This window comes from Variovorax sp. M-6, from assembly GCF_052114385.1.
Lineage (GTDB): Bacteria > Pseudomonadota > Gammaproteobacteria > Burkholderiales > Burkholderiaceae_C > Variovorax.
The window spans coordinates 173,173-198,237 of record NZ_JBFREQ010000009.1 but is presented as its reverse complement, the minus strand read 5'-3'; the positions used below and the strand labels follow the sequence as shown (position 1 = coordinate 198,237).

General features: G+C 63.9%; 24 protein-coding genes and 1 pseudogene. 13 read left to right on the top strand and 12 right to left on the bottom strand.

The window, feature by feature from the left end; translation table 11 throughout:
- Window positions 1-6 precede the first annotated feature (6 nt).
- The 6 genes and pseudogenes from AB4Z46_RS13150 to AB4Z46_RS13125 all read left to right on the top strand — a co-directional run.
- On the top strand, window positions 7-870 hold the full coding sequence (locus AB4Z46_RS13150) for an FAD binding domain-containing protein (protein ID WP_442283935.1): 864 nt from the start codon (window positions 7-9) through the stop codon (window positions 868-870).
- The gene (locus tag AB4Z46_RS13145; protein ID WP_442283934.1) at window positions 867-1,334 is read left to right on the top strand and encodes a (2Fe-2S)-binding protein; all 468 of its coding nucleotides are present in this window, start codon (window positions 867-869) and stop codon (window positions 1,332-1,334) included. Before AB4Z46_RS13150 ends, AB4Z46_RS13145 begins: the two co-directional genes overlap by 4 nt.
- Entirely contained in the window at window positions 1,331-3,637 is a 2,307-nt protein-coding gene (locus tag AB4Z46_RS13140) for a xanthine dehydrogenase family protein molybdopterin-binding subunit (RefSeq protein ID WP_442283933.1), read from the top strand. Before AB4Z46_RS13145 ends, AB4Z46_RS13140 begins: the two co-directional genes overlap by 4 nt.
- Window positions 3,638-3,707: 70 nt before the next feature.
- Window positions 3,708-4,256, top strand: a complete 549-nt coding sequence (locus AB4Z46_RS13135) for an SRPBCC family protein (RefSeq protein WP_442283932.1) — start codon at window positions 3,708-3,710, stop codon at window positions 4,254-4,256.
- Between the two features lie 66 nt (window positions 4,257-4,322).
- A complete protein-coding gene (gene acuI, locus AB4Z46_RS13130; RefSeq protein WP_442283931.1) occupies window positions 4,323-5,306 on the top strand; it encodes an acrylyl-CoA reductase (NADPH) in 984 nt (327 codons plus the stop codon).
- A gap of 127 nt (window positions 5,307-5,433) precedes the next feature.
- Window positions 5,434-5,743, top strand: a pseudogene (locus tag AB4Z46_RS13125) (VOC family protein); the annotation flags it as partial.
- A gap of 26 nt (window positions 5,744-5,769) precedes the next feature.
- Here AB4Z46_RS13125 and AB4Z46_RS13120 read toward each other — a convergent pair.
- Complete coding sequence (locus AB4Z46_RS13120) at window positions 5,770-6,543, bottom strand: AraC family transcriptional regulator (protein WP_442283930.1); 774 nt, start codon at window positions 6,541-6,543, stop codon at window positions 5,770-5,772.
- Window positions 6,544-6,717: 174 nt separating this feature from the next.
- Here AB4Z46_RS13120 and AB4Z46_RS13115 point away from each other — a divergent pair, with 174 nt between their 5' ends.
- Window positions 6,718-8,130, top strand: a complete 1,413-nt coding sequence (locus AB4Z46_RS13115; RefSeq protein WP_442283929.1) for an MFS transporter — start codon at window positions 6,718-6,720, stop codon at window positions 8,128-8,130.
- Between the two features lie 20 nt (window positions 8,131-8,150).
- Here the strand turns inward: AB4Z46_RS13115 and AB4Z46_RS13110 are convergent, their stop codons facing one another.
- The 3 genes from AB4Z46_RS13110 to AB4Z46_RS13100 all read right to left on the bottom strand — a co-directional run bounded on the left by AB4Z46_RS13110 (window position 8,151) and on the right by AB4Z46_RS13100 (window position 11,721).
- Window positions 8,151-9,359, bottom strand: coding sequence for a benzoate/H(+) symporter BenE family transporter (locus tag AB4Z46_RS13110; protein WP_442283928.1), 1,209 nt, complete (start codon window positions 9,357-9,359; stop codon window positions 8,151-8,153).
- 123 nt (window positions 9,360-9,482) lie between these two features.
- Complete coding sequence (pdxR, locus tag AB4Z46_RS13105) at window positions 9,483-10,988, bottom strand: MocR-like pyridoxine biosynthesis transcription factor PdxR (RefSeq protein WP_442283927.1); 1,506 nt, start codon at window positions 10,986-10,988, stop codon at window positions 9,483-9,485.
- 70 nt (window positions 10,989-11,058) lie between these two features.
- Window positions 11,059-11,721 carry a GNAT family N-acetyltransferase gene (locus AB4Z46_RS13100; protein WP_442283926.1) on the bottom strand — a complete coding sequence of 221 codons (663 nt, stop codon included), beginning with the start codon at window positions 11,719-11,721 and terminating at the stop codon, window positions 11,059-11,061.
- A 186-nt stretch (window positions 11,722-11,907) separates the two neighbouring features.
- Here AB4Z46_RS13100 and AB4Z46_RS13095 point away from each other — a divergent pair, with 186 nt between their 5' ends.
- From AB4Z46_RS13095 to AB4Z46_RS13080, 4 genes are all read left to right on the top strand, one after another.
- A complete protein-coding gene (locus AB4Z46_RS13095; RefSeq protein ID WP_442283925.1) occupies window positions 11,908-12,393 on the top strand; it encodes a cupin domain-containing protein in 486 nt (161 codons plus the stop codon).
- A gap of 121 nt (window positions 12,394-12,514) precedes the next feature.
- Window positions 12,515-13,888, top strand: a complete 1,374-nt coding sequence (locus tag AB4Z46_RS13090; RefSeq protein ID WP_442283924.1) for an MFS transporter — start codon at window positions 12,515-12,517, stop codon at window positions 13,886-13,888.
- A gap of 204 nt (window positions 13,889-14,092) precedes the next feature.
- Window positions 14,093-14,968: a dihydrodipicolinate synthase family protein gene (locus AB4Z46_RS13085; RefSeq protein WP_442283923.1), complete on the top strand. Its 876-nt coding sequence runs from the start codon at window positions 14,093-14,095 to the stop codon at window positions 14,966-14,968.
- Complete coding sequence (locus tag AB4Z46_RS13080; RefSeq protein ID WP_442283922.1) at window positions 14,965-15,933, top strand: Bug family tripartite tricarboxylate transporter substrate binding protein; 969 nt, start codon at window positions 14,965-14,967, stop codon at window positions 15,931-15,933. Before AB4Z46_RS13085 ends, AB4Z46_RS13080 begins: the two co-directional genes overlap by 4 nt.
- Here AB4Z46_RS13080 and AB4Z46_RS13075 read toward each other — a convergent pair.
- From AB4Z46_RS13075 to AB4Z46_RS13065, 3 genes are all read right to left on the bottom strand, one after another.
- Window positions 15,930-16,877, bottom strand: coding sequence for a LysR family transcriptional regulator (locus AB4Z46_RS13075; RefSeq protein ID WP_442283921.1), 948 nt, complete (start codon window positions 16,875-16,877; stop codon window positions 15,930-15,932). The two genes, AB4Z46_RS13080 and AB4Z46_RS13075, sit on opposite strands and share 4 nt — an antisense overlap.
- 18 nt (window positions 16,878-16,895) lie before the next feature.
- Window positions 16,896-17,549, bottom strand: a complete 654-nt coding sequence (locus tag AB4Z46_RS13070; protein WP_442283920.1) for a GntR family transcriptional regulator — start codon at window positions 17,547-17,549, stop codon at window positions 16,896-16,898.
- Between the two features lie 346 nt (window positions 17,550-17,895).
- Window positions 17,896-18,030, bottom strand: coding sequence for a hypothetical protein (locus tag AB4Z46_RS13065; protein WP_442283919.1), 135 nt, complete (start codon window positions 18,028-18,030; stop codon window positions 17,896-17,898).
- A gap of 318 nt (window positions 18,031-18,348) precedes the next feature.
- On the opposite strand from AB4Z46_RS13065, the gene AB4Z46_RS13060 reads away from it, so the two are divergent.
- Window positions 18,349-18,678 (top strand): hypothetical protein, encoded by a 330-nt coding sequence (locus AB4Z46_RS13060; protein WP_442283966.1) that lies wholly within the window; start codon window positions 18,349-18,351, stop codon window positions 18,676-18,678.
- A gap of 609 nt (window positions 18,679-19,287) precedes the next feature.
- Here AB4Z46_RS13060 and AB4Z46_RS13055 read toward each other — a convergent pair.
- Together AB4Z46_RS13055 and AB4Z46_RS13050 are read right to left on the bottom strand one after the other, a co-directional pair.
- Window positions 19,288-20,550 carry a M14 family zinc carboxypeptidase gene (locus AB4Z46_RS13055; protein ID WP_442283918.1) on the bottom strand — a complete coding sequence of 421 codons (1,263 nt, stop codon included), beginning with the start codon at window positions 20,548-20,550 and terminating at the stop codon, window positions 19,288-19,290.
- Between the two features lie 199 nt (window positions 20,551-20,749).
- Window positions 20,750-20,998 carry a LysR substrate-binding domain-containing protein gene (locus AB4Z46_RS13050; protein WP_442283917.1) on the bottom strand — a complete coding sequence of 83 codons (249 nt, stop codon included), beginning with the start codon at window positions 20,996-20,998 and terminating at the stop codon, window positions 20,750-20,752.
- Here AB4Z46_RS13050 and AB4Z46_RS13045 point away from each other — a divergent pair.
- Entirely contained in the window at window positions 20,888-21,319 is a 432-nt protein-coding gene (locus AB4Z46_RS13045) for an aromatic-ring hydroxylase C-terminal domain-containing protein (RefSeq protein ID WP_442283916.1), read from the top strand. The genes AB4Z46_RS13050 and AB4Z46_RS13045 overlap by 111 nt on opposite strands.
- 93 nt (window positions 21,320-21,412) lie before the next feature.
- Here AB4Z46_RS13045 and AB4Z46_RS13040 read toward each other — a convergent pair whose 3' ends face one another.
- The 3 genes from AB4Z46_RS13040 to AB4Z46_RS13030 are packed head-to-tail and all read right to left on the bottom strand — an operon-like array spanning window position 21,413 to window position 24,998.
- Window positions 21,413-22,180, bottom strand: coding sequence for an SDR family NAD(P)-dependent oxidoreductase (locus tag AB4Z46_RS13040; protein ID WP_442283915.1), 768 nt, complete (start codon window positions 22,178-22,180; stop codon window positions 21,413-21,415).
- A complete protein-coding gene (locus tag AB4Z46_RS13035) occupies window positions 22,177-23,454 on the bottom strand; it encodes an MFS transporter (protein ID WP_442283914.1) in 1,278 nt (425 codons plus the stop codon). Before AB4Z46_RS13035 ends, AB4Z46_RS13040 begins: the two co-directional genes overlap by 4 nt.
- Entirely contained in the window at window positions 23,451-24,998 is a 1,548-nt protein-coding gene (locus AB4Z46_RS13030; protein WP_442283913.1) for a GMC oxidoreductase, read from the bottom strand. The genes AB4Z46_RS13035 and AB4Z46_RS13030 overlap by 4 nt, the downstream gene beginning before the upstream one ends.
- Between the last annotated feature and the right edge of the window lie 67 nt (window positions 24,999-25,065).

The following is a 25,065-nucleotide window of genomic DNA, read 5'->3' as shown; positions in this document are numbered from 1 at the left end:
GCGCACATGAGTCTTGAAGCGAGCGCAGGGGTCGATATCCCCTTGTATCGGCCCACCCATCTGGCGGACGCCATCGCGCTGCTGCAAGAGCACGAGGACGCGCGGCCGCTGGGTGGCGGGCAGACGCTGGTTTCCATGCTGTCACTGGGCTACGCGCAGCCGAGCGCCATCGTCGCGCTGGGAAATCTCCCCGAGTTGCGAGGTATCAGCCGATCGGACGATGGGAGCGTGCGCATCGGCGCCATGACGACGCATGCCGAACTGGCTGCGTGCCGCAGCTTTGCTGGCGGGCAAGCGCTCCTCACAAGCGCGGCATCGCAGATTGCCGATCCGGCGATTCGGAACTTCGGGACGATCGGCGGTGCGTGCGCACATGGCGATTCGGTCGCCGATTGGCCGCCGGCGCTCGTTGCGGCCGACGCGAGGATGCTGGTCCATGGGCCCGATGGCGCGCGCGAGATCAAGGCCTGCGATTTCTTCGTGAATCTGCTCACGACGGCGCTGAAGCCCGCGGAACTGCTGATCGCCATCGTGATTCCAGCGATAGAAGGTCATGGCCGCTATCGCAAGCTGGCGCGGGTCGAGGGTGACTTCGCCACGGTGTCGGTCGCTGCCACGGCGGCCTCCGCCGGAGGGGCCTGCACATCGGTGGCGATCGCCATCGGCGCATGTGGACCACGCCCCGTGCGTCTCGCGCAAGCGGAGGCCTTGCTGATCGGTCGCCCCTTCAACGAAGGGCTTGCCATCGAGGTCGGTCAGCTTCTCGCCGACGCGATCGACCCGATCAGCGACGTGCGCGGGAGCGCGGCGTATCGAAAGCGCGTGTTGCCGCGCCTCGTGGCGCAATCCATTCAGGAGCTATTGGCATGACGAAGGAAGTTCTTCTCAGCGTGAACGGCGAGCCCAGACCGGCACGCGCCTCTGCTGCCACAACGCTGTTGCATGTACTGCGTGAGCAGCTCCACCTCACTGGCGCGAAATGCGGCTGCGGATACGGCGTCTGCGGCGCCTGTACGGTGTTGATCGATGGCAAGCCGGCGCGGAGTTGCCTGACACTGGCCGCCATGTGCGAAGGGCAGTCGATCACGACCATCGAGGGCGTTTCGGTCAACGGTGAGCTCGACCTGATCCAGAAGTCGATGCTCGAATGTGGCGCGGTTCAGTGCGGGTTCTGCACGCCCGGCATCGTGATCACGGCGAAGGCGCTGCTCCAGGAAAACCCGAAGCCGACACGCGAGGAAATCCGCGGCGCGCTGGCTGGCAACATCTGCCGTTGCTCGGGCTACGTCGCCATCGTCGACGCCATCTCCGCTGCCTCGGAGGCATCTCGATGAGCGAGTACGCAACCATTGGCAAGCCCATCCCACGCATCGAAGGCGGCGAGAAGGTCACCGGGGGATCGATCTACGTCGACGATATCTCGCGTCCGGGGATGTTGCATGGCGCCTACCTGCTGTCGCCCTACCCGCATGCGCGCATCGTCAAGATCGACACCACCGTCGCACTGGGCTTGCCGGGCGTCCGCTGTGTGCTGACCGGCGCCGACTTTCCCAGGCTGTACGGGGCGTTCGTCAAGGACGAGGATGTGCTCGCGAGGCACCACGTGCGCTACGTGGGCGAGCCGGTCGCAGCTGTCGCGGCCGTCGACCTGGCCACGGCGCGCAGGGCGATCGAGCTGATCGAGGTGGAGTACGAGGAACTCCCCGCGCTGCTGACTCCGGAAGAGTCGTTGTCTGAAGGTGCGCCCGCCATTCATGAGGAGTTCCCCAGCTATTGGCGGAGATTCAAGGGACCCTTGCCGGTGAACGTGTGTGCCCAGACGACGCTGGCCGAAGGCGACATCGAGCTTGGCTTCGCGCGCGCCGAGGTGGTCGTCGAGGCCACATACGAAACTCCTGCGCAGGTGCATTGCTATATGGAGCCGTGCGGCGCGGTGGCGGAGATTGACGATGCCGGCAGGATCGTGATCTGGTCGCCGTGCCAGGCAGTCCACCGCGTGCAGGCGACAACAGCCGAGATCCTTGGCGTATCGATGTCCAAGGTCCGCGTGATCCTGACCCGTGTCGGAGGGGCTTTCGGCGGCAAGACCGATACGACCGTGCAGCCCGTGGCGGCGATGATGGCCTTGCGCACGCGCAAGCCCGTCAAGCTCGTGCTGTCGCGCACCGATGACTTCATGATGATGCGCACGCGCCATCCTGCCAAGATCTGGATGCGTACCGGCGCCTTGCGCGACGGCACATTGGTCGCGCGGCAAGCCCGGCTGGTCCTCGACGGCGGCGCGTATGCCGAAGACAGCTCGGCCGTGCTCGGCTTCGCCATGATGATGGCGCGAGGGCCCTACCGGATCGCGAATGTGCAGGTGGAAGGCCAGGTGGCCTACACGAACAGGCTGCGCGCCGCGGGCTTTCGCGGCTACGGCAATCCCCAGATCACGTTCGCGGGCGAGTCGCAGATCGACGAGCTGGCGAGCAAGCTCGGCATGGATGCGCTCGATCTTCGTTTGCGCAATGCCATGGTGACGGGCGATGCAGGCTTCGGCGGCCAGACGGCCGAAGCCTGCGGCCTGATCGAATGCCTCGAACGGGTGCGTGCCGCCAGCGCATGGGACCAGCGTCAGACCCTTGTCCCGACAAGGCCGGGCCGTCGACGGGGCATCGGCATCGCGAGTGTGATGCACACCTGCGCCATCCTTTCAACCAGTGCCATCGTGCGCGTCCTCGAAGACGGAACGATCACACTGAGCGTTGGCGCCGTCGATCTTGGCCAGGGATCCGATACCGCGTTGGCACAGATGTGCGCGGAAGCGCTGCAAGTGCCGTTGGAGCGCGTGAACTTCGCGCCGCCGGACACCGATGGATCGCCCTACAACTGGGCGACCGGCGGTTCCCGCGTGACCTACATGGTCGGTCGCGCGGTGGCCCAGGCCGCCTACGACGCGCGCGACAAGATGTTCGAGCATGCCGGCGCGATGCTCGAATGCAGCGCCTGCGACCTGGAGCTTCGGCCGGAAGGCCGCATCGGCGTGCTCGGCGTCCCGGGGGCGGAGGTGTCATTCCAGGCCGTCAGCCAACATGCGCATTGGCAGGTCGGTGGCCCGATTCACGGTACGTCGACGGTCATGTTCGAAGGTACCAGCTTCGATCCGAAGCGGACAACGGTTTCGGGCAACAGCCTGGGCAACGTCGGAGTCTTCGTGTTCGGCGCTCAGGCAGCCGAGGTGGAGGTGGACGAGGTGACGGGCGAGACACGCGTTCTGAATTTCTGGGCGGCGCACGATGTCGGGCGGGCGATCAATACAGGCGGTGTTCGGGGGCAGATCACGGGCGGCGTGGCCCAAGGCATCGGATACGCGCTGTACGAGGACCTCGTCTTCGACGATGGGCGCCCCGCCAATCCGACCCTCATGGACTACAAGGTTCCCGGTGCGCACGAGCTTCCCGATATCGAAGCCATCATCGTCGAGAACCCCGAACCGAGTCATCCGTTCGGCGTCAGGGGCGTCGGCGAGCCACCCATCGTCGGTGTCGCTCCCGCCATCGCGAATGCGATTGCAAATGCCTGTGGCGCACGCCTCCGGCGCCTGCCCATGACGCCCGAGAGCGTCCTCGATGCAATGGACGGTCAAGGCGCCTGAGGCTTCCCGCGGGCCGTCTGCGGATCGGCCCACTTCACCGATACGACATGAAAATCCGGAGTTAAAAATCATGGACATGACCGGTTCCCAGATCCTGCCTGTTGCGCAGCAGGTCGCATGGGACGCGTTGAATGACGCCGACATGCTGAAGACGTCGATCCCCGGATGCGACGAACTTGTCCGCACGAGCGACACGGAGTTCTCGGCCGTGGTGAATGCGGCCTTGGGTCCTGTGAAGGCTCGCTTCAAGGCGAAGCTGACGCTGTCCGATGTCGACGCACCCAATGCCTACACCATCCGTTTCGACGGGCAGGGTGGCGTGGCCGGTTTTGGAAAGGGCGAAGCCAAGGTGACGCTCTCGCCTGAAGGGTTGCTCACCCGGCTCGACTATTCCGCGAAGGCCAGCGTCGGCGGCAAGCTCGCGCAGATCGGCTCGCGGCTGGTCGACTCGGCCGCCAAGAAGCTGGCCGAAGAATTCTTCGCGAAGTTCACCGCCGAATTGGCGGCCCGAAATCCAGGGGCTGATGGGGCGTCAAGCGCGGAGTTGGAGGAAACGCCTGCCCCGCAAGGGGTCGAACCCGACAAGTCATCGTCATGGTGGCGTCGACTCGTCGCTTGACCGATGCCCCATCCTTACCCTCTGTCGATAGCCTGACTATTTTCTTGAGAGAAAGCCTGACTTCATATGTTCAAAGCCATCGTGATTGACAAAGACGCCAACGGCTACAGTGCCGCGGTGAAAGACGTAGACGACAGCACGCTGCCGGCGGGCGAGGTGACCGTCCGCGTCGAATACTCCACCATCAATTTCAAGGATGGGCTGGCCATCACCGGCCGCTCTCCTGTAGTGCGCAAGTTCCCTCTTCACGCCGGAATCGATTTCGCGGGCGTGGTCGAAGCCAGCGACGATCCGAGATACAAGCCCGGCGATCGCGTCGTGCTCAACGGCTGGGGGGTGGGAGAGACCCACTCGGGCGGCTTGGCGCAGAGGGCGCGAGTCAGGGCCGATTGGCTCGTTCCCTTGCCTGAGAAGCTCACTACGCGGCAAGCCATGGCCATCGGAACTGCGGGATACACGGCGATGCTGTGCGTTCTTGCGCTCCAGCGCCACGGTGTCAAGCCGGACTCTGGCGACGTGCTCGTCACGGGGGCCAACGGCGGCGTCGGAAGCGTCGCCATCACGCTGCTCGCGGGGCTCGGATACCGCGTCGTGGCGTCGACGGGGCGCATGGCCGAGGCGGCGTTTCTGACCGGGCTCGGTGCCGCGGAACTGATTCATCGCGATGAACTGTCCGTCCCCGGCAAGCCGCTTGGCAAGGAGCGGTGGGCCGGCGTGGTGGATTCCGTGGGAAGTCACACCTTGGCCAACGCGTGCGCCGGCACGCGTTACGGTGGGGCCGTGGCCGCCTGCGGCCTGGCGCAGGGCATGGAGTTTCCCGCGTCGGTGGCCCCCTTCATTCTTCGCGGCATCACGCTCTATGGCATCGACAGCGTGATGGCACCCCAGGCTACGCGGCTGCGGGCGTGGGAATGCCTGGCCCAGCATCTCGACCTGCGCAAACTTGAGTCCATCACACGCGAAATCCCGTTGGCCGCTGCGCTCCAGGCCGGACAAGACATCCTCGAAGGGCGCGTGCGCGGGCGCGTGATCGTCGATGTGAACGCTTGAGAAACCGCTATCTCGGTCAAGGCGAACCGTGACGGCCGCGCCGCAAATATTCGTCGCGGCAAATCCGTCTCCGCGCGCCAGCGACCGGCCATGTCCGAACCAGCTTCGAGACAGGTCGTCGCCACCCCCGGACAGCGCGGTGGGCGCTGTCCTCCGTGCACCTGCCGACTATCCCGCGGGCAAGCGGGGCGATGTCTTGACGGTCGAGTTCACGGTGATGGGCATCCCTTGTCTCGGCCTGAACGGGGGGCCGGCGTTCAAGCACAACGAGGCTTTCTCGTTACAGGTTGCGACCGACAGCCAGGCCGAAACGGACCGCTTGTGGAACGCGATTGTCGAAAATGACGGCCAGGAAAGCGAATGCGGCTCGTGCAAGGACAAGCGGGGACTCTCGTGGCAGATCACGCCACGCGCCCTGACGGCCGCGATCCAGGTCGCCTCGCCAAGCAAGTTCAGAGCAGGACTAGGGCGACTCACCGTCGCGGGCCGACAGGAACTTGCTCGGGGGCACTCCCACCAAGCGAATCATCATCGCAGCGAAGGCGCTCGCGCTCGAGTAGCCGAGTTCCGTTGCGATGTGAGACATTGGTTTTCGTTGTGCGGCGAGCGTCAGTGCGCGAGCCAACAGAACCTGCTGCCGCCAACTCGCAAAGCTTGTCCCTATTTCCTTGCGGAACAGCCGCGCAATGGTGCTGACACTTGCACCTGCCTCCCTTGCCAGGGAATCAAGTGACTGGTCTCGAGCCGGGGCCTCCAGGAACGATTCGCAAAATGCGCGCAGCCGTCTGTCGACCGGCAGCAGGATCCCGAGCGGCGAGGTCTTCGAACGGCGCATCTCGCCGAGCGCGAGCACGCACATGCTTCGATAGCGGTGCACGTCAGTGGTGTCGGAATCTTCGGCTCCCAACTGAAGCACCAGTTCCAGGAGCAGCGGTCGCACTTCGATGACCCGGCATCTGCTCCATGCCCGATCCACGGTCGATCGAGAGATGGACGGACCCGTGATACCTCGCGGCTGGTAGACATAGACGGAGTGCAGATCAGCGTCCTCCAGGACCGACGCCGCGTGCTCGACGTGGGCGGGAATCCAGACCGCACGCCGGGGCGGCAGCACGTACGCGGCCTCGGAGGTCATGACGCGGGCGACGCCAGCACTTGAGAAAACCATCTGTGCCCAGTGATGCTGGTGCGAAAGCACTTTCGTGTGAGCGCGCAAGAGCCGCGACTTGACGCGCACGGGCTGCTGCTTCGTCGGTGTGAAGGGGTGCGGATCGAGCGGAGGAACGCTCCGGCCGGATGATCGCGTGCGTGCCATAAATTCAATAGAAATTGATTTCTTATCGTAATTCAATCATTGCGGCAGTGGCTAGAGTGCTTGGCACGAGAGTCAAAAGACGGGGAGAGGAACGAAATGAGCTTTCGGCACGACACCAGCTCAGTTGAAAGTGAGCGCCAGGTTGGTTCATCGCTGACCAGAGAACATCGCCGGCTGATCCTTGTCCTCATCGTGGGCGTATTCCTGCCCTTGCTCGACGCCACTGCGGTGAACATCGCGGTTCGAGAAATGAGCATCGATCTTGCCGCACCCTTGTCATTGATTCAGTGGGTATCCATCGCGTACACGCTCGCAGCCGCGGCAGTGATTCCACTGTCGGCATGGAGTGTCCATCGCATCGGCCCCAAGAAAATGTGGATCGCGGGCCTTCTGGCCTTCCTGGCCGGCTCTTCCTTGGCAGCCGCCGCATGGAGCGCCGAATCGCTCATCGCCTTCCGCGTCATGCAGGGCATCGGGGCCGGGCTGTTGATGCCGATCATGCAAACCCTGCTCATCAGATCGGTCGGGCAACGCAACGCCAGAGCGGCATTGGCCGCCATGGCGGTGCCGTCGGTCATCGCACCTATTCTTGGTCCATTGGTGGGCGGATTGGCGCTTCACTATGGTGGCTGGCGCTATATCTTCGGAATCAACATCCCACTGTGCCTGCTCGGAATCCATCTTGCTCTGCGTCATCTCAAATCGGATGAGGGAACTGCTGCGCTTTCTTTCGATGGCATTGGGTTCCTGCTTTTGTGCCCCGGCGTCGTGCTGACCGTCTATGGCCTGTCCACGCTGGGGGACAGCATCGGCGGGAACTCGACGAGAGGCGTTGCCCTGAGCGCCGTGGGGATCGGATTGGGTACGGCGTTCGTTCTCTTTGCCAAGAAGTGGACCGCTCGTCCGTTGATCGATGTTGGTCTCTTCAGGGTGCGGTCCTTCAGGTCATCAGCGCTGTTGCTGCTGCTGTCGAGCGTGGCTTTCTACGGTGGCTTGCTGCTTCTGCCTCTCTACTTTCTTCAGAGATGCCGTCTTGGCACCATCGAAACCAGCGCGCTGCTGGCCATGCAGGGCGTCGGCGCGCTGGTCTCTCGCCACTACCTGGAGCCACTTTCCCGGCGGTTGGGGACGGCCGGGTTGGCACTCGCCTCGATCCTGTTGACGATCCTTGGAACGATTCCGTTCATGGGGCCATTCGGCCCCGAGCACTGGCTCGTGCTCGCGGTCTCCACGTTCGTGCGAGGTGCGGGCCTTGGCTTGCTGACGATTCTTGCCTTGTCCACGGCCTATCGCGATGTCGATGGCCCGCGCATTCCGGATGCAAGCGCCTTGACGCGAATACTGACCAACCTGGGAGCGTCCGTAGGGGCGGCCAGCGTACTGGCCGTGCTTCAGTTCGGCACAGGTGGAGCACCCCATTCGGAGCAGACAGGGTTCATCCTTGCCTTCGGCTATCTGGTCTTGATTTCGCTGGTGTGCGCGTTGCCTGCTGGGAAACTGGGGCGCTAGCGTGGTGTGCTCGAAGCAGTTCATCGGGCCGTGGCCGTTCCGTTCACGGTCTTGCATCCCCCGTGGATCAGCAGATGGACGACCAATCCCGCCACGAGGCCCCAGAACGCGCCACCCACTCCCAGCAGGGTCACATTGGCCGAGGTTGCCAGGAAAGTGATTGAGGCCGTCTCGCGCGTCCGGGCATCGGCCATGGCGTTGGCCAGGCTGCCTCCGATGGCGCCGAGCAGCGCCAGCCCCGCCAGCGTGGCGACAAAGGTGCGCGGCAGCACCATGAACAAGCTGGCCAGGGTGACGCCGAAGACGCCGACCGTGACGTACAGAAAGCCGCACACCAGGCCCGCGATGTAGCGCTTCGACGGGTCTTCATGCGCGCCCTTGCCGGTGCAGATCGCGGCAGTGATGGCCGCGACGTTGAAGGCGTGTGCGCCGAAGGGCGCCATGATGAGCGAGCCCAGGCCGGTGAGCGTGACGATCGGGTTGGCGCTGGTCTGGAACCCGTCGTTGCGCAGCACCAGCATGCCCGGCATGTACTGCCCGGTCAGCGTGATGACGAAAAGCGGCAGTGCCACCCCCAGCAGTGAACCCACCGAGAAGCGGGGCATCTCGAAGACAGGCGCGGCCAGGCTCAGGTGAATGCCCTTCATGTCGATCCTGTCCTGCGCAATGAGCAGGGCCATGCCGACGACGAGGATGCCGATCACGGCAAACCGCGAGGTGAAGCGGCGCAGCACGGCGTATGTCAGCACCAGCACGACCACCAGCACCGGGTCGGCGCTGGTGCCACCGAACGCATTGATGCCGAATTGCAGCAGGATGCCCGCGAGCAGGCCGGCCGCGATTCCACCGGGGATCAGCCGTACCAGGCGCTCGAAGGCGCCGGACAGGCCCAGCACGATGAAGCCGATGGCGGAAACGACATAGGCGCCGATCACCTCGCCATACGGCGTGAACGGCATCACCGTTGCAAGGAACGCAACCCCGGGGGTGGACCACGCCGTGATGATCGGCTCGCGGTAGCGGTAGCTCAGCCAGGTGCCGGTCAGGCCGACGCCGATGCTCACGGACCAGACCCAGGAAGCCGTTTGCGCCGGACTGAGCCGAGCAAGCTGTGCCGCCTGGAAAACCAGGACGAAGGTGCCACCGTAGTTGACGATGACGGAAATCAGTGCCGCAACGCTGGGCGCGATGAAGTCGGCGGGTTGCAGTCGTGGGGTGGCTCGGCTCACGCGGGGCGTTCCTTCTCTTCTCGATGGGATGGCATGGAAGAGGGTGAGCTTAAGTTTCAGTCGGACTGCCCGTTCAGTCCAATTCTCTTGGTTCGACCAGACCATATCCCCGAAATCGAACGTTCATGCGACCGCCTTGGCCAGGCGCTGGATGGCGGTCTCGATCTCTTGCGGCGTGAGCGCCGCGAACCCCAGCAACCATCCGCCCCTGCTTGGCGGCCTGGCATACAGGCGGCTGAGTCCGGGCAACTCGATGCCGACCCGTGCGGCCTGCCTGATCGTGTCCAACTCCGACCGGCCTTCGGCCAGCAGGCAGGGCATCTGCAGTCCACCCGGAGGCAGGTGGGCCGTCACGGTGCCCGAAAGATGCCGCTGCACGGCGTGCGCCATCGTCTCGCGACGCGTCGCATAGATCCTGCGCATCGACCGGATGTGGGCGCCGAAGTGGCCCGCATCCATGAAGCGAGCCAGCGTCAGCTGGGCGATCTGCGGGGTGTGGCCGTCGAGGATGCTGCGCGCATGGCTCATGGGCTTGACCAGCTCGTGCGGCAGCACCATGTAGCCCATCCGCAATCCGGGATACAGCGACTTGCTGAACGTCCCCAGGTAGATGGTCCGCTGGAAGGTGTCCAGCCCCTGCACGCAGGCCGTGGGCAAGCCTTCGTAGTGGAACTGGCTGTCGTAGTCGTCCTCGATGATCCAGCCCTGGCGCTCTGCCGCCCAGGCCGTCAGTTCGAGCCGCCGTTCCAGGGCCAGCGTGGCACCCGTGGGGTATTGGTGCGAGGGCGTGACGTAGATGGTTTTGGCGCCGCTCTTGTCCGCGCGCAGCCGGTCGATGCGCACGCCTTTTTCGTCCACGGCAACCGGCACGATCTGGAGCTGGGCCATCTCGAAGGCCTTGCGCGCACCGAAGTAGCCCGGGTCTTCCATCAGGATCGGCTGGCCGGCATCGACCAGAAGCTGGGCGCACATGAAGAGTGCCTGCCGGGTGCTGGTCAGCACCAGCACCTGGTCTGCCGTCACCTTGGCCCCGCGCTCCAGATTCAGGTAGTCCGCAATGGCCTGCCTCAAGGGCTCGGCGCCTTGCGGGTCGCCGTGCAGCAGCACGCTGGACCGATGGTCCTTCGAGGCCTGGCGCTGCAGTCGCTCCCAGATGGCCATGGGGAAGGTGCGCGTTTCAGGAAGCCCTGTGGCGAAGGCTTTGACGACCTGTTGGTCGGAAACGCCGCCACCGGCAAGGAGGTCGGCGCCTCTCGAACTGAGCGCCACCGGAGCGCGGGCCCGCGGACGCAACGGTGCTATGGGCGCCGCCGACAGGTTGCTTTTTCTTCTGCGCGTTCCCAGCAGGCTCGGTCCTATCTTGTCGGAGACAAAGCTGCCCGAGCCTTTGCGCCGGTGGATGTAGCCGTCGAGTTGCAGCTGGGCGTAGGCCATTTCCACGGTGTCGCGCGACAGGCCCAACGACTGCGAGAGCGTGCGCGTGGCGGGCAGGCGATAGCCCGGCGCAAGAACACCATCCAGGATCAGCTGGCGCAGTGCGCGCTGCACGCGGACACGCAACTCCAGCGATGCCAGCTTGGGGTCGGCGATATGGATCTTGAGTGTGTCCAGCGCGAGGTTGCTTGCCATGTGGTCTGTCAATGGCCCGAAGCCATGAATTTCGAGCAGTCCATTTTGCGCGACAGCGCCAGCCAGTTTTCTACAAAGTCATCCGGTATTCGATGAACCCCGAGTTCTGTGCAACCCAGTCGTACAGCTTCTGCGCGCGCTTGTTGGTTTCATGCGTGTGCCAATAAAGCCGCGCGCATTGACGCTGTTGAGCGAGAGCCTGCACCGATTCGATCAGCAGTTTTCCGGTCCCTCCGCCTCGAATGTCGGGCGAAACATACAGGTCTTCGAGGTAGCAGAAATCAGCCGTCGACCATGTCGAGCGATGCACGACCGAATTCACGAAGCCGATCAACCGATCGTCCTGCGTGGCGACGGCAGAAAACACAGGCTCGTCGGGGTCCAGGAATCGCTGGAAGGTGGTGCGTGTGACTTCCGCAGGCAACTTCACTTCGTAGAAGACCTGATAGTCCAGCCAGAGCTGCCGCCATTGTTCGTAGTCGTTTTCTTCGATGGCCCGTGCGAGTGTCGGCTCTTGATTGCTGTTCATTGGATCTTGAGTCTCTGAAGATTGAAGAGAGTGGGTGTTTCGTCCTTCCCGGATTCGCAAAATGGTAGGTGCACAGGTCGGTTCGAAACCGACCAATTCATGCCGCGAGGACAGTCCAATTTCAAAGGATTTCTCGGCAAGGTGGACGAGGGGCGGTGCCTCGCCGCGCGCCTGACCGTCGCCGCCACCCGATGCCTCGGTCATCCCGTTCCCCGCCACGCCTTCCCCGCACCGCTCGTTGGATCTCGCGCCGTGCCGCCTGCCCGGCCCAAGGGTTAACCCCAATGGCGACTTGTCATCTCGACAAATAGGATTCCGCCTCAAATTAACGGGATCCCATTGAGTTATCAAGGGATCCCATGTGGAAATTTGATTCACAAGGAAGAACCAATGACCCAGATCGATCCCGTCACCAAGAAAAAAGTCATCAACGAGGAAGGCCGAGACGGTCCGCTGACTGAAGACCATCAGAGCATGCGGACATGCCATGAAGACGAACTGAATTGGACCAACCTCCGATACGAGGGCCAATTCGCAAAGATGATGTTTCATCCCACCGCCGAGGACCCGACGATTCCCAATGCCGGGATCGTGAAATACGAAAAGGGATCAAGCCACCCGCTGCACAACCATTACTTTGCACAGGTCTGGTACATCCTCAAGGGGAGCTTTCTTATCGACGGCAATGTGTATGAGAAAGGGGCGATGATTTTTCACCCCGATCCGCATTTTGAATATGCCCTGAAAACCCTGGAAGACGGGGAAATCCTCTACGTTCAATACGTCGGACCGCACACTCGTAAGGGCGCAATCTACGACGGACGTTTCAATGTCGACAAGAGAAAGAAACTCGAAGACGAAACCACTGCTTCCTGATTTTCAGTCGACATAGATTTTCAAGTGCCCATTCACATCAAAGTGTGGGCGCATTCCCTTACTCTGTTGCCACGTCCTGATTTTTCTTTTTGACGAGGCCAAAAAACAGCTTGGAGACGAAATGAAAGAATCGCATTTCGAGTCAGATCCTGCGCGCTCGCGGAAGCAGCACATCACTGCGGGCCTGTCGAGCATGATCGGCACCACGATCGAGTGGTACGACTTTTTTATCTACGGCATTGCCGCGGCGCTGATCTTCAACAAGATCTTCTTTCCCGCGATCGACCCGATCACCGGCACACTGGCCGCTTTTGGCACCTATGCCGTCGGCTTCATCGCGAGGCCACTCGGCGGCGTGGTCTTCGGCCACTTTGGCGATCGGGTCGGCCGGAAGTCGATGCTCATGATCAGTCTGATGCTCATGGGCATTCCCACAGTCTTGATCGGGCTGACACCCAGCTACGAAGTCATCGGTTATTGGGGGGCCGTCGCACTGGTGTTCTTCCGATTTTTGCAAGGATTGGCCGTGGGCGGCGAATGGGGCGGCGCCGTGCTGATGGCAGTGGAACATGCGCCGAAAAACAAAAAAGGCTTCTTTGGAAGCCTGCCTCAGGTGGGGGTGGCACCAGGCCTGATCCTCTCGTCGCTGGCCATGGGCGCCGTCACGCACCTGCCGGAGGCGGACATGCTTGCCTGGGGCTGGCGAATTCCATTCCTGGCGAGCATTTTTCTGCTGCTGGTCGGTTGGTACATCCGGGCGAAAGTCGGTGAATCCCCGGAATTCACCGCGGCAAAAAAACAGCCCGAATCGAAAGCCTCGGTTCCGTTGAAGTCCGTCTTGGCGAATCACAAGAGGCCTGTACTGGCGGCACTTGTCGCCTGCATCGCGGAGAAGACCTGGTTCTATACCATCGCAACGTTCTCTCTGACGTATGCCGTCGGCACCTTGAATCTTTCAAGAGAAGTGATTCTGAACGGTGTCATGTGGGGAGCGGCCGCCTCGCTTGTGACAATTCCACTGTTCGGGCTGCTCGGGGATTTCATCAGCAAGCGGGCCATCTTCATCGTCGGAGCCATTGGAATTTCGCTGTTCAGTGGAGAATTCTTTTCTCTGCTGAACGAAAAAACACCGTACCACGTCAATCTCGCCATGATTGTCGGATTCGGGCTGGTTTATGCCGCGATGTATGCTCAGGAGTCCAGCCTTTTTTCCAGCATGTTCCCGGCATCTGTTCGCTATACGGGCATATCGCTCGCGGTGCAGATCGGAGGAGCCATCGGCGGCGGGACTGCCCCGCTCGTCGCGACCTATCTCCTTGCGAGGGGCCAGGGTCAACCGCACTTGATCGTGGCTTATCTGGGAACGCTGGGCGTCATAGCTGCCTTGTGCGGTGCGTTCATGCGTCCGCACAAGGACGACGGGCGAGCAACAGCTGCCTCGCCCGCAACCCAATCTCTTTCTTCGGGCACGTGGACCGCCTCGACATCGAACTAGCGACACTTCCTTCCGAAGCACGCCCGCCGGGGCTTCCCCAGGGGCCACCGGCCAGCTTCTCGCTTGTGCGATCCACCGCCCGCCATGGCGCAGCCCGCGGATGCGGGCGAAAGATATCAGGCGCACACAAACATTGAATTGGACCGCCTGCATCGCGATTCCTAGACTGCCTTTCACACTGACAAAGGCTCTTTCTCCATGCACATGAACGGCATCATCGGCTACCTGCTCACACCCTGCGATGCGCACGGCCAGGTCGACCACTCCCTGCTGACGCAGCACGCCGAACGGCTTGTCGCTGCCGGTGTTCACGGCGTGGCGCCGCTGGGCAGCGTGGGCTGCCTACCCTATCTGACGGACGACGAATGCGATGCCGTCATCCGGACGACGGTTGCGGCCACCGCCGGACGCGCTCCGGTGCTGGCGGGGGTTTCCGGTCTCAGCACCGCGCAGACGGTGCGTCGCGCCCGCTGCGCGGAGCAGGCGGGGGCCACGGCGGTCCAGGTGCTGCCCAGCACCTATTGGCGGTTGACGGAGGACGAACTCTTCGCCTACTACCGGCAGGTGGCCGAGGCCGTGTCCATTCCGGTGATGGCCTACAACAACCCGTTCACCACCGGCGTGGACATGTCGGTGGCGTTCCTGCGCCGGCTGACGACACTGCCCAACATCACGCTGATCAAGGAAGCCAGCCCCGACGAAACCAAGATCGCCCGACTGCGCGACGCCTGTCCCGACCACGTCGGGATCTACGTCGGCTTGAACCGCATGGCGCAACAGGGATTCCGCGACGGTGCGGCCGGCTGGTGCACTGCCGCGCCGAATGTCTGCGCTTCCTTCATGCTCAACCTGTACCGTTGCGCGGCGGCCGGCGACGACGCGGGCGCGGCCGAATGGTTCGACCGTCAACGCGACCTGCTGAACTTCCTGATGGACCACGGCCTGCCCCGCACCGTGGCGGCGGGCATGACGTTGCGCGGTGTGCCGAGCGGTCACCTGCGTGCACCCCTTTCCCCTCTGACCCCGGCACTGAGCGAGGCACTGCGGGGCATCCTCACCACCATGGAGATCATTCGATGAACAGCATCATCATTCGGCGCTGCGCGACAGTCGGCCTTCTGACCATTCTTGCGGCGACAGTCGCCCGGGCAGACAACTACCCCTCGCAGCCCATTCGCCTCGTGGTTCCGTTCGGCGCGGGCGGCGTCACCGATGCCACGGCGCGCGTGTTCGCCGAAGGGCTCACCCGCAAGCTCGGCCAGCCGGTGGTAGTGGAGAACCGCACAGGCGCCGGCGGCGGCATCGCGGCCGGTGTGGTCGCCAAGGCGCGACCCGACGGCTACACGCTGCTGGTCATCACCAACGGCATGTATGCCGTCAACCCGCTGATCTATCCGCAGCTGTCCTACGACCCCAAAAAGGACTTCACCTACGTGGCCATGCTGGCCAACACGCCCACCATCCTGGCCGTGAGGGCGGACAGTCCCTACACCTCACTGCCCGCGCTGGTCAAGGCAGCCGCGGCCGGCGAAGACAAGCTGAGCTTTTCCACTGCCGGCGAAGGCTCGGACAACTACCAGGTCCTGCAATTGCTGCAGCAGGCGACCGGCGTCCGGATGTTGCACGTGCCGTACAAGAGCGGTACCGAATCGCTGACTGCGGTGATCAGCCGCACGGCGGACGCCACGGCGATCTCCGCCGCAACCTCGACCAGCTTCATCGAGTCGGGGCAGATCCGGCCGTTCGCCGTCACCTCGACTCGGCGACTCGCCAACCAGCCGCAGATTCCCACCGTGAAAGAAGCGCTGGGCAAGGATGTGGAGGGCGGCTCGCTCTCCGGCATTGCCGCACCTGCCGGTACGCCGGACGCGATCATTGAGCGCTTGAACGCGGCGATCGCAGCAGTGGCCGCCAGTCCTCTGGCCAAGGACAAGGTCTACGCCCGTGGCAGCGAACCGGTCGACAGTTCCCAGGCCGCTTTCAAGCAGCGTGTGCGCGACGACCAGATCAAGTGGGCGGCGTTGCTGAAGCCGGGCGCGCGCTAGTCCGGCCGCGCCACCGCGCTGCTGTTGGGCCCGTGCTCTTCGCCCGGCGTTTCGGCCAGCACTTCCCGCGCCGTGTCGACGAACCATCTCACGGCAGGGTTCACGCCCTGGGTCTGGATAGCCAGAGCCATGGCGTAGGTCAACGGCTGCCCGGAGGAGTCCGTCAGTCTCACGTAGGCGACATGGTCCATCGCGATCCGGCACAACGCCTCCGGCACGATGGCCACGCCCAGTCCCGCCGCAATCAGTGGCAGCGTGATCAGTGCATGCGAGGACTCCTGCAGCGCCTTCGGGTAGAAGCCCTCACGCTGGCACAGCGCCATGATCTCGCCCGCAAAGCCGGGGCTGTCCGAGTGCGCCAGTGCCACCAGCGTTTCGTCGCCCAGTTCGGCCAGCGTCACCGTGCGTCGGGTCGCGACGGGATGGCTTGTCGGCACGGCCAGCAACAGGGATTGCCTGGGCATCGGCATCCATTCGATGCCCGGCACCCGCGAGGCTGGAGGCACGAGGAACGCCGCATCGAGTTCGCCGCGCTGAAGCTCGCCGAGGATGCTCACGGAACTGCCACTACTCAAGCGCAGGCGAACGGACGGGAACTGCGCGGCGAACCGAAACAGCAACTGCGGCAGGAGAGCCAATGCCGCGCTCGGTACCGAGCACACGCGCAAGGAGCCGATGCGGCCCTGCGCGGCGTCCCGGGTGACCTGCAGGGCCGCTTGTGCGCCGTCCAGCAGGTGGCGGGCTTCGCCGAGGAAGACGCCGCCGGCCATGGTCAGCCGCACGCCGAGGCGATCGCGCTCGAACAGCTGGACGCCAAGGTCGGCCTCCAGCCGCTTGATGGCAATGCTCAAGGGCGGCTGCGTCATGTTCAGCCGCTCGGCCGCCTTCCGGTAGTTCAGCTCGGTGGCCAGCACGACGAACTGCCGCAGCTGTCTGAAATCCATGGAGTCTGCGCCCGACGCTCAGCGCGCCGACATCCAGTCGAGCACCAGGTGCATCGTTCGCGAGACATGCTCGACCATCGCTTCACGTGCGGCAGCTCCGTTGCGCGCAGCCAGCGCCTGGATGATGTCCTCGTGCTGCTGGATGTTTTCCTCCATTAAACGGGGTGGCATCTTCGAGGCGAAGCTCAATGCACTTGAAGTGGTGCCGCCCTGCAGTTCGGTGATCAGTTCGCGCAGCCGGTCGTTGTGGCTCGCCACCGTGATCAGGTCATGGAAATCCCGGTTGTGTTGCAGCCATTCCACGCCTTCCGCGCCTCGCACCCGTGACCTCAGCGTGCGCGCGTAGTCGGTCTGGTGTTGCGCCAGCAAGGCAAGGTCCGCATCTTCCACCCAGTCGACTGCCAGCTTGGCCGCCAAGCCTTCCAGTTCGGCACGAATCTGGAACGCCTCGCGCACCGCTTTCGCGGACGGCACGGTCACGATGGCGCGACCGGTGCTCGTCAGCTCGATCGCACGGCGGGCCTCCAGGAAGCGCAAGGCTTCGCGGATCGGCGTGCGACTGGTCTTGAACTCGTCAGCCAGCTCGTACTGGCTCAGGGGATCTCCCGCCAGATAGCGACCCGACTGGATGCGCCGCAGGATTTCATCTGCAATTTCCGTGGAAGATCTCATGGCTTGCTTGGGGTCGGCATGTGTGCTCGTTGTTCAGATCGGGCAGTGCCCTCGGGCATGTTGGCCGTGGCGCGATCACGGGCAAAACTACCAGACGCCCTTCACATCCACGACCACTGCGCGGCACTACGCGGCCACGTCGCAGCCGGGGCTTCACTCTGAAACGTCGCGATTCGGATCCCGTTTCATGATTATGGCATCCACAAATTGAAAGAAGTGCTCATTGTGCAAGGCAACACCGACACGGACATGCCTCACGAAATGACTCGAAGGCTTGCTCGCGACTTGGGTTCGGAATTGAACAAGGCCACCCGAAGGTGGCCTTGTTGCTTGATCGGGGAGGGGACTATTCCCATTCGTCGAGCTTATCGCTCGCAGCGATGCAGAGGTCGGCAGCGAACAGGCATGCGATTCCCAAACCCATCACGAGCAGGTTGAGAAGGTACAGCCCGTTGCTGCGCAAGTTGTCCAGGAAAGTCACGGTGATCCTCGATGTGGTGCACTTGTGTTTGCAAATGTATCCCCATCGATGCATGCCCCAAGGCCTCTGAAGGTCTTTGGGGAACACTCACCTCTTGGGTCAGCTCCTTGATGAAGGAGAGCAGGGCCTTGACTTGCAACTCGGCTGCTTCCTTGTTCTCATGGCAGAGACCAAGTCGTAGTCGCATCCTGGGGTCGTAAGCTCAGGCTCGCGTTGGCCCAGAGGAACCGGCCCTGGTTCAGCCGACGCGCACACAGGCATATGCCGATGCCATCGTGGACGCCAAGCGAGATCAGGATGAGGCGCCGCCGATCCATCGTGTCGGTCAGCACGCCGGCGGGCAAGGCCAGGAGGAACATCGGCTTGATCGCATGGACGGAACTGTTCAAGGGCCGCCGCGCGATCAAGCGCACCATGCGGCCCATGCTCGGATTCAAGTCCTTGGTTTCATTTTCACTGACATCGAGGGCAGTGCCCGGGCGGCTCGCCGAGCAGGCGCACCGCTATTGGCGCAGGAGCCAGACGAGGGCTGCGCCGCCTGCCAGCCCCGCCAGCAGCGTCATCGTCATGTCGGGACTTTGTCCTTCGATCGGCGCGTGCTTCGGCGATGAGATCCTGCGCTCCGCTCCCGCCGAGAACGGGCTGTAGATGGCCGCCCCATCGCTCTCCCTGGCTGCCTTGATCGCCTGCTGATCCGAAGCTGCGGAAAGAGATGCCTCATGGGCACACGCAGGGCCCAGCGCCGTCAAGGCGAGGAGTGCCGCCGAAGCCCATCGAAGGATCGACATCGTTCTGCGCGAACGGCCTGTTGCCGAGGTGGCTGCGTCGCGGCTCGCGTGGGCTGCCGCGGCTGCAAGGCAGCCAGGCGTTGGTCTCCTCATGTCGCACTCCTTCTTGTGGGTCTTGTGGGGCCAGGCGCATGCGAGGAAGGCGAACGGCAAAGGCGATCTGTCCAGGCAACGGTACCGACCGCCGTCGAGGTTGCCGCGCGGCAAGGGCCTGCACTTCGAGCACGCGGTGCCTGCCGGCCAGCTCCACCATGAGCTCGTGAAGCTCGGGCCGAAGCTGACGTCCGTCCGTGTCAGGTGCTCGAGACCGCCGAGATCGTCTGGATCGCGACGGACGAGGGCGATTTCCCCAAGGGGCCTCGGCCCGACTGGAGGGAGCTTCATGCCGCGCACGGGCAATAGAGCTGGTGACCGAACGGAAACGGATAGCGCGCGCCAAGGGCCTGGCAGCGCGCCGCAAGTGCCGCCGTCAGTTGCCCAGGTGGTCGGGATCGTCCTCTTGGGCTTCGCCGCCGTTGCCGGTGCTCGGCGGCACGCCGTTGGCGGGCACTACCAGCACGTCGGCCTGGTTGGGGTCGAAGCTGCCCAGGGTCGGGTCCTTGGCCAGTTCTTCGAGGATGGCCGACGCGGCGTGGTAGCCGATCTTCTGGATGTAGCCGCCCGACTTGGTGCCGATGCCGCCTCGCAGTTCGAGAAGCACCGAGCCGGAGCCCAGCAGGCCATAGGCGTTGCGCGAGATGCCGGGCTCGGTCCCGCCGGGGTAGCGGCTCAGATTGGCGTAGGGGTACTGCGCCAGCTTCTGCGCGATCAGCACCACCACGCGCTTGGCCATCGTCTGGCCGGCGGTGAAGCGTGCCAGCGCATTCGGGTCCACCGCCTGCAGCCACTGCGCGGTCTGCAGCGCGGTGGGGTAGAGGGTGGAGGCGGTCACCATCTTGCCGTCATGCACGCGGGTGCCCTGATGGTGCATGTCCAGCGCCACCACCGGCTTGTATCGGTCGTTGATCCAGCGGATGTTCTTGGCTTCCGGCACCGGGTTGCCCTTCGAGAGGTCGTAGGTGGGCGCGGTGCTGTCGATGTCCTGTGTCTCGCAGGTGGAAACACCGGCGGCCGTCGAAATGTTCGGGTAGTTGGGATTGTCCAGCGGGCACTCGGGCCGGAAGGCGTGGTAGCGGTTGATGTCATAGCCGCGGCCGCGCTGGTAGTAGGCGGGCAGCGGGTTGACGGTGAAGCGCGGGTCGTGGTTCTGGCGCCAGGGCACGGTGTTGCCGGAGGCGTCGGTCAGCGGCGTGCCATTGGGCTTCTCGCCGTCGAAGCCGTCGACGTTGACGCGCGGCACCACGATCACGGTGAGCGAGTTGCGGATGACCTGCGATTCCTTCGAGTTGTTGGCCAGCGTGCGCACCAGGTTGGCGGCCGAGTCGCTGGTTTCCATCTCGTCGCCATGCTGCTGGGCGATGATCATCGCCGCCGTCGGGCCGTTGCCGACCACCACGTAGGGAACCTTGCGGCCGGTGTTGCTGGTCCAGGGCGCGTAGTGCAGGGTGGCGGCGCCTTTGGAGGTGTGGACCGAGCTTTCCAGCGCCTTGACCAACTGGTCGTAGGTGCGCAACGAGGCAAGACTCTCGTTCTCGCCGTTCGGTCCGTTGGGAATGGTGGAAGGTTGGGCCCAAGCCAGGCTGGCGACAAGGGATGCGGCAGCGCTGACGGCCGCGACAGGGAAACGGGGCATCGTTGACTCCTTCTTGGTTTTTTTGAACCCGGCATGGACACCGGCGCGTGCATGCTAGGTCGGGCCCGGGCGGGCAGCAAACAATGCCCCCAGCCCAGGAAATGGTCGAAATTCACATTTCTTGGTCGACGGGGCGCGTGTGGTAAACGCGCGTACGCGGTGGGGCGGCCGGCTTCTCGCAGCGCGACGGCCCATCCGTTCAGGCTCCGCCCAGCTCCGATCGAATGACGACGGCGAGAGCTTCCGCCGCCGGTGACAGCGACCGACCGCGCTTGGTGACCAGGGAGATGTCTCTGGAGATCACCGGTTCGTGGAGACTTCTCACCACGAGGTCCTTGTGCCGCGAGGCGCGCGCGTACGCTGTCGGCATGATCGAGGCGCCGGCGCCAGCCTGAGTCATCCACAAGGCCGTCGAGAAGAACGTGACTTCGTTCGCGACGTCGAGCATGACACCTGCTTGCGCCGCCGCGCGCCTCACTTCTGGTTGTCCGACGGCAGATCGCTCTATGACGCGTTCGGCGCGGGGTGTACGCTCATGCGCTTCGACGCCACTGTCGACATCGAAGCCTTGCGGGCTGCTGCAGCTTCACGCCAGGTTCCGCTCCGGGTCCTGGACCTTGGAGGGGAGAAGGTGCCGGAGGCGTACAAACACAAGCTGGTGCTATGCCGCGACGACCAGCATGTGGCCTGGCGATCGAACGTCGTGCCTCGAGACGCCACTGCACTGGTGGACAGGCTGCGCGGCGTCAAGGCTGACCAGACGCCTTGATTGAAGGCTGGCTGATCGGGCGTGCGGCGGCCACGCGCGAAAAGCTCGCAGGCACCGGGGGAGGCCTGGGAATCCCTCGGGAGCAGAGCCCCCTCACAGTCCAGGACTGCTTTGCATGATGCCGCCGTCAGCGAAGATCGTGGTGGCCGTCAGGTAGCTCGCGCCATCGCTCGCGAGGAACGCCACGACGCTCGCGATTTCCTCCGGGCGGGCCATGCGGCCCAGCGGAATGGCCGAGTTGAGCTTCTTCAGCAGCACCGGATCGTTCATGGTGGACAGGTTGATCGGCGTGGCCACCGCGCCAGGACCGACGCCGACGACGAGGATGTTGTGCGGCGCCAACTCGACGCCCGCCGTGCGCGTGAGCATGCGGATTCCGCCCTTCGACAGGCAGTAGGCGGCATTGCCCGGCATCGGCCAGTCCTCATGCACGGAGCTGACGTTGATGATGCGCCCGCCGCCGCCTTGCTTGATCATCTGCTGCGCGGCGACCTGGGTGCCGAAGAACGCACTCTTGAGATTGATGGCGAGCACCTTGTCGTAATCCGCCTCGGACGTGTCGAGCACGGATGTGCGTGTCTCGATCCCGGCGTTGTTGACCATGACGTCGACGCGGCCGAAGCCCTCGACGGCGGCGGTGATCAGCCTTTGCAGGTCGGCGACTCGACTCACGTCGGCCTGTACCCCGATCGCCTGGTCTCCCAACGCGCTGACTTGTTGCTCCAGCGCCTCGGCCGCTTCGGGATGCGCGACGTAGTCGATGACGATGTTGGCCCCCTGCCTGGCGAGCTCCAGCACGATGGCAAGACCGATGCCGCTGTTGCCGCCGGTGACGATGGCGACTTTGCCTTTCAGGTTCATGATCGTCTCCTTGAGTGGTGAGGGTTGACATCCGGGTCGCGCTTCAGGATCCGCGCGCTTGGCGCTTCCGTGACGGGTCGGGCTGGACGGCGGGCGATGAGCACGGCGAACACGGCGAGCGCCAGCGCGACGCCGGAGGTCGCGCCATAGATCGTGCCCAGACTCAAGCTCAGCCGGGACTCGAGAGGGCCGACGCCGAAGGCCGCGATGCCGTAGCCGATCTGGTAGAACGCGATCAATCCGCCCGCCACCGATGCGGCGAGGGTCTTGAGTTCGGCCTGACCGAAGCTGATCACCAGCGGCAGCAACGCCGAACAGCCGAAGCCTGCCAAGGCAAAGGCGGGTATGCCGAAGAGCGGCTGGGTCGGCCGCAGGAAGGCGATGACGACAAAGCCGGCGGCCACGAGCAGCGGCAGAACCTGGAAGACGGCGCGCTCGGGAAGCCAGTTCTCGATGACGGCAAAGAGGATGCGCCCCGCCGTCACCATCCCCCAGAAAACGGTGAGGGCGAGCGACGCCTGCGTCGTGCTTGCGCCCAGTTCCTTCGTCATGTAGAGCGAAGCCCAGTTGCCGTTCATCGTTTCGCAGACGCCGTACAAGAGTGCGAATCCGGCGAACACCCAGAACCGAAAGGGAAGTCTGGTCCGCCCGCTCATGGCCCCGGCGCCGTCATCCCCCGCACCCGGACGGAGCGGCAATCGCGCACTGAACAAGAGCAACCCGAGAATGAGCGCGCCGACCAACACCGGGAGTCCCCACCAGATGCCCAGACCGACGAACACCGCGACAAGGATCGGCGCCAGCGCGGTCCCCGATCCAAGCAGGGCGTTCAGCGCCAATACCGCCTTGCTTGCTTTTTGTGGAAAGAACCCGGCGGCGAACGTGTTGAGCGTCGGCACAGTGAAGCCGAAACCGACGCCGAGGCAGCCGGTGGCGATGAGCAGGACCACGTAGGCGACCGCGTGCTCGCTCATCACGAACCGGCTCGACACGAGCAGCGCCATGGACACCAGGTTCGCTGCGAGTCCGATCAAGTAGATGCGCTTGGCGCCGAGGCGTCGAGCCAAGCCGGCGCCCAGCAGGGCCGAGCCGATGGCGGTGATCGCCTGGGGCACGAACATGCCGCCGTATTCCGTGCTCGACAGGCCGTAGTCGTTCGCCCCCGTGAAGACGATGCTCGCGGCCGGAAAGGCGACCAACGCCACGCCTTGAATCAGGCCAGCGCCATACACGGCGGCGATTTCCTTGCGCCGAGCGATCGGGTGGTTGGTCATCGAACGCGTTGCAGCAGATGCTCGCCGACGCGCAACGCATTCGCGATGGCGGTCAACGACGGATTCACCGCCCCGATGCTCGGGAAAAAGCTCGTGTCGACGACGTACAGGTTGTCGAGTTCGTGCGCCTTGCAGTGGATGTCAAGTACGGAGGCTCTCGGGTCGGCGCCGAAGCGGCAGGTGCCGGCCTGGTGGGCGACGCCGGCGATGGGAATGTGCTTTCCCATGTAGAGAGTGTTCGGGATGAGGTGCGGATGCATGTCCATGTGCGCGAGCATGGCCTGCAATTTCCTTCGCAGGCGATTGATCGGCTCCACGTTCGTGAACTCGTAGTGGAGTTGGATCTCTCCGCTGGAATTCACGGTGACACGATTCTGAGGAAGCGGCAAGTCTTCGCTCGTGAGCCAGAAATCCACCGCGTGCCTCGCCATCTGATCCAACGTGAAGCCGGGCGCGAACTCCGGCGCATCCTCCTTGAACATCGGTCCCTGGGATTTGCCGAGCATCTGGATGTTGCCGAGCGGAAATTCGTAGTCCGGCGCGCCAAGATAGAAATCGTTGATCGTGAGCGTCTTCTGGAACTGGGTCGGGTTCTCGCGCCGGGAAAGGGCGACCAGCGCGACGGCGTTGTGAAACATGTAATGGCGACCCACCATGTCCGAACCATTGGCCAGGCCGTGCGGGTGTTTTTCGCTCGCCGACATCAGAAGCAGCCGCGCGGAATTGGCTGCGCCGCAGGACACGATGACGATGCTGCCGGTGTACGTCTCGCGCCGGCCGTTGCGCTGCACGACCACGTTGGTGACCGTGCGTCCGCCGGCGTCGGTTTCGAGCCGCTGGACATGGGCGTTTCTCTCCAGCGTCACATTTGGATACTGCAACGCAGGCTCGACGGCGATGACTTCGGCGTCCGCCTTGGCGTGGACGAGGCAGGGATAGCCGTCGCAGGAATTGCAGCGTATGCACCGGCTGTGGGGACGGTCCGCCTCGTCGAGCATGATGCCCGTCGGCGCGTACGCCGGCCGATAACCCGCGCGCTTCAAGCCTTCGGCGATCTCCTCGACGCGCGGCTCGTGGCTCACGGGTGGAAACGCATAGGGTGCGCTGGCCGGTGGATCGGTGGGGTCGTCGCCGCGCTGGCCGTGCACGTGGTAGAGCTTTTCTGCCTGCGTGTAGTACGGTTCGAGCTCCTCGTACCGGATCGGCCAATCGGGCGTCGAGCCGTCGGCTGTGCGATGCGCAGTGAAATCCCGCTCGCGCAACCGGAACATCGCAGCGCCGAACATCTTGGTCGCGCCGCCGACGAAGTAGTGGACACCCGGCTGGAACGGCTTGCCGTCCGAGTCGTACCACACGTCCTTCGACACGTAACGGTTCTTCACGAAGACTTCGGTCGGATCCCAATTCTGCTTTTCGCGCGGCAGATAGTCGCCGCGTTCGAGGATGAGGATGCGCTTGCCGGAAGGCGCCAGCTTGAGGGCGAGCGTGCCGCCACCGGCCCCGCTGCCGATGATGATGAAATCGTAGTGATCGTCGCTTCGCATGAGGTGTCTCGGTCGTCGTGCCGGTCCTGGACGAGGACTTGCCCTGGACGGGCGAGGATTCAGATTA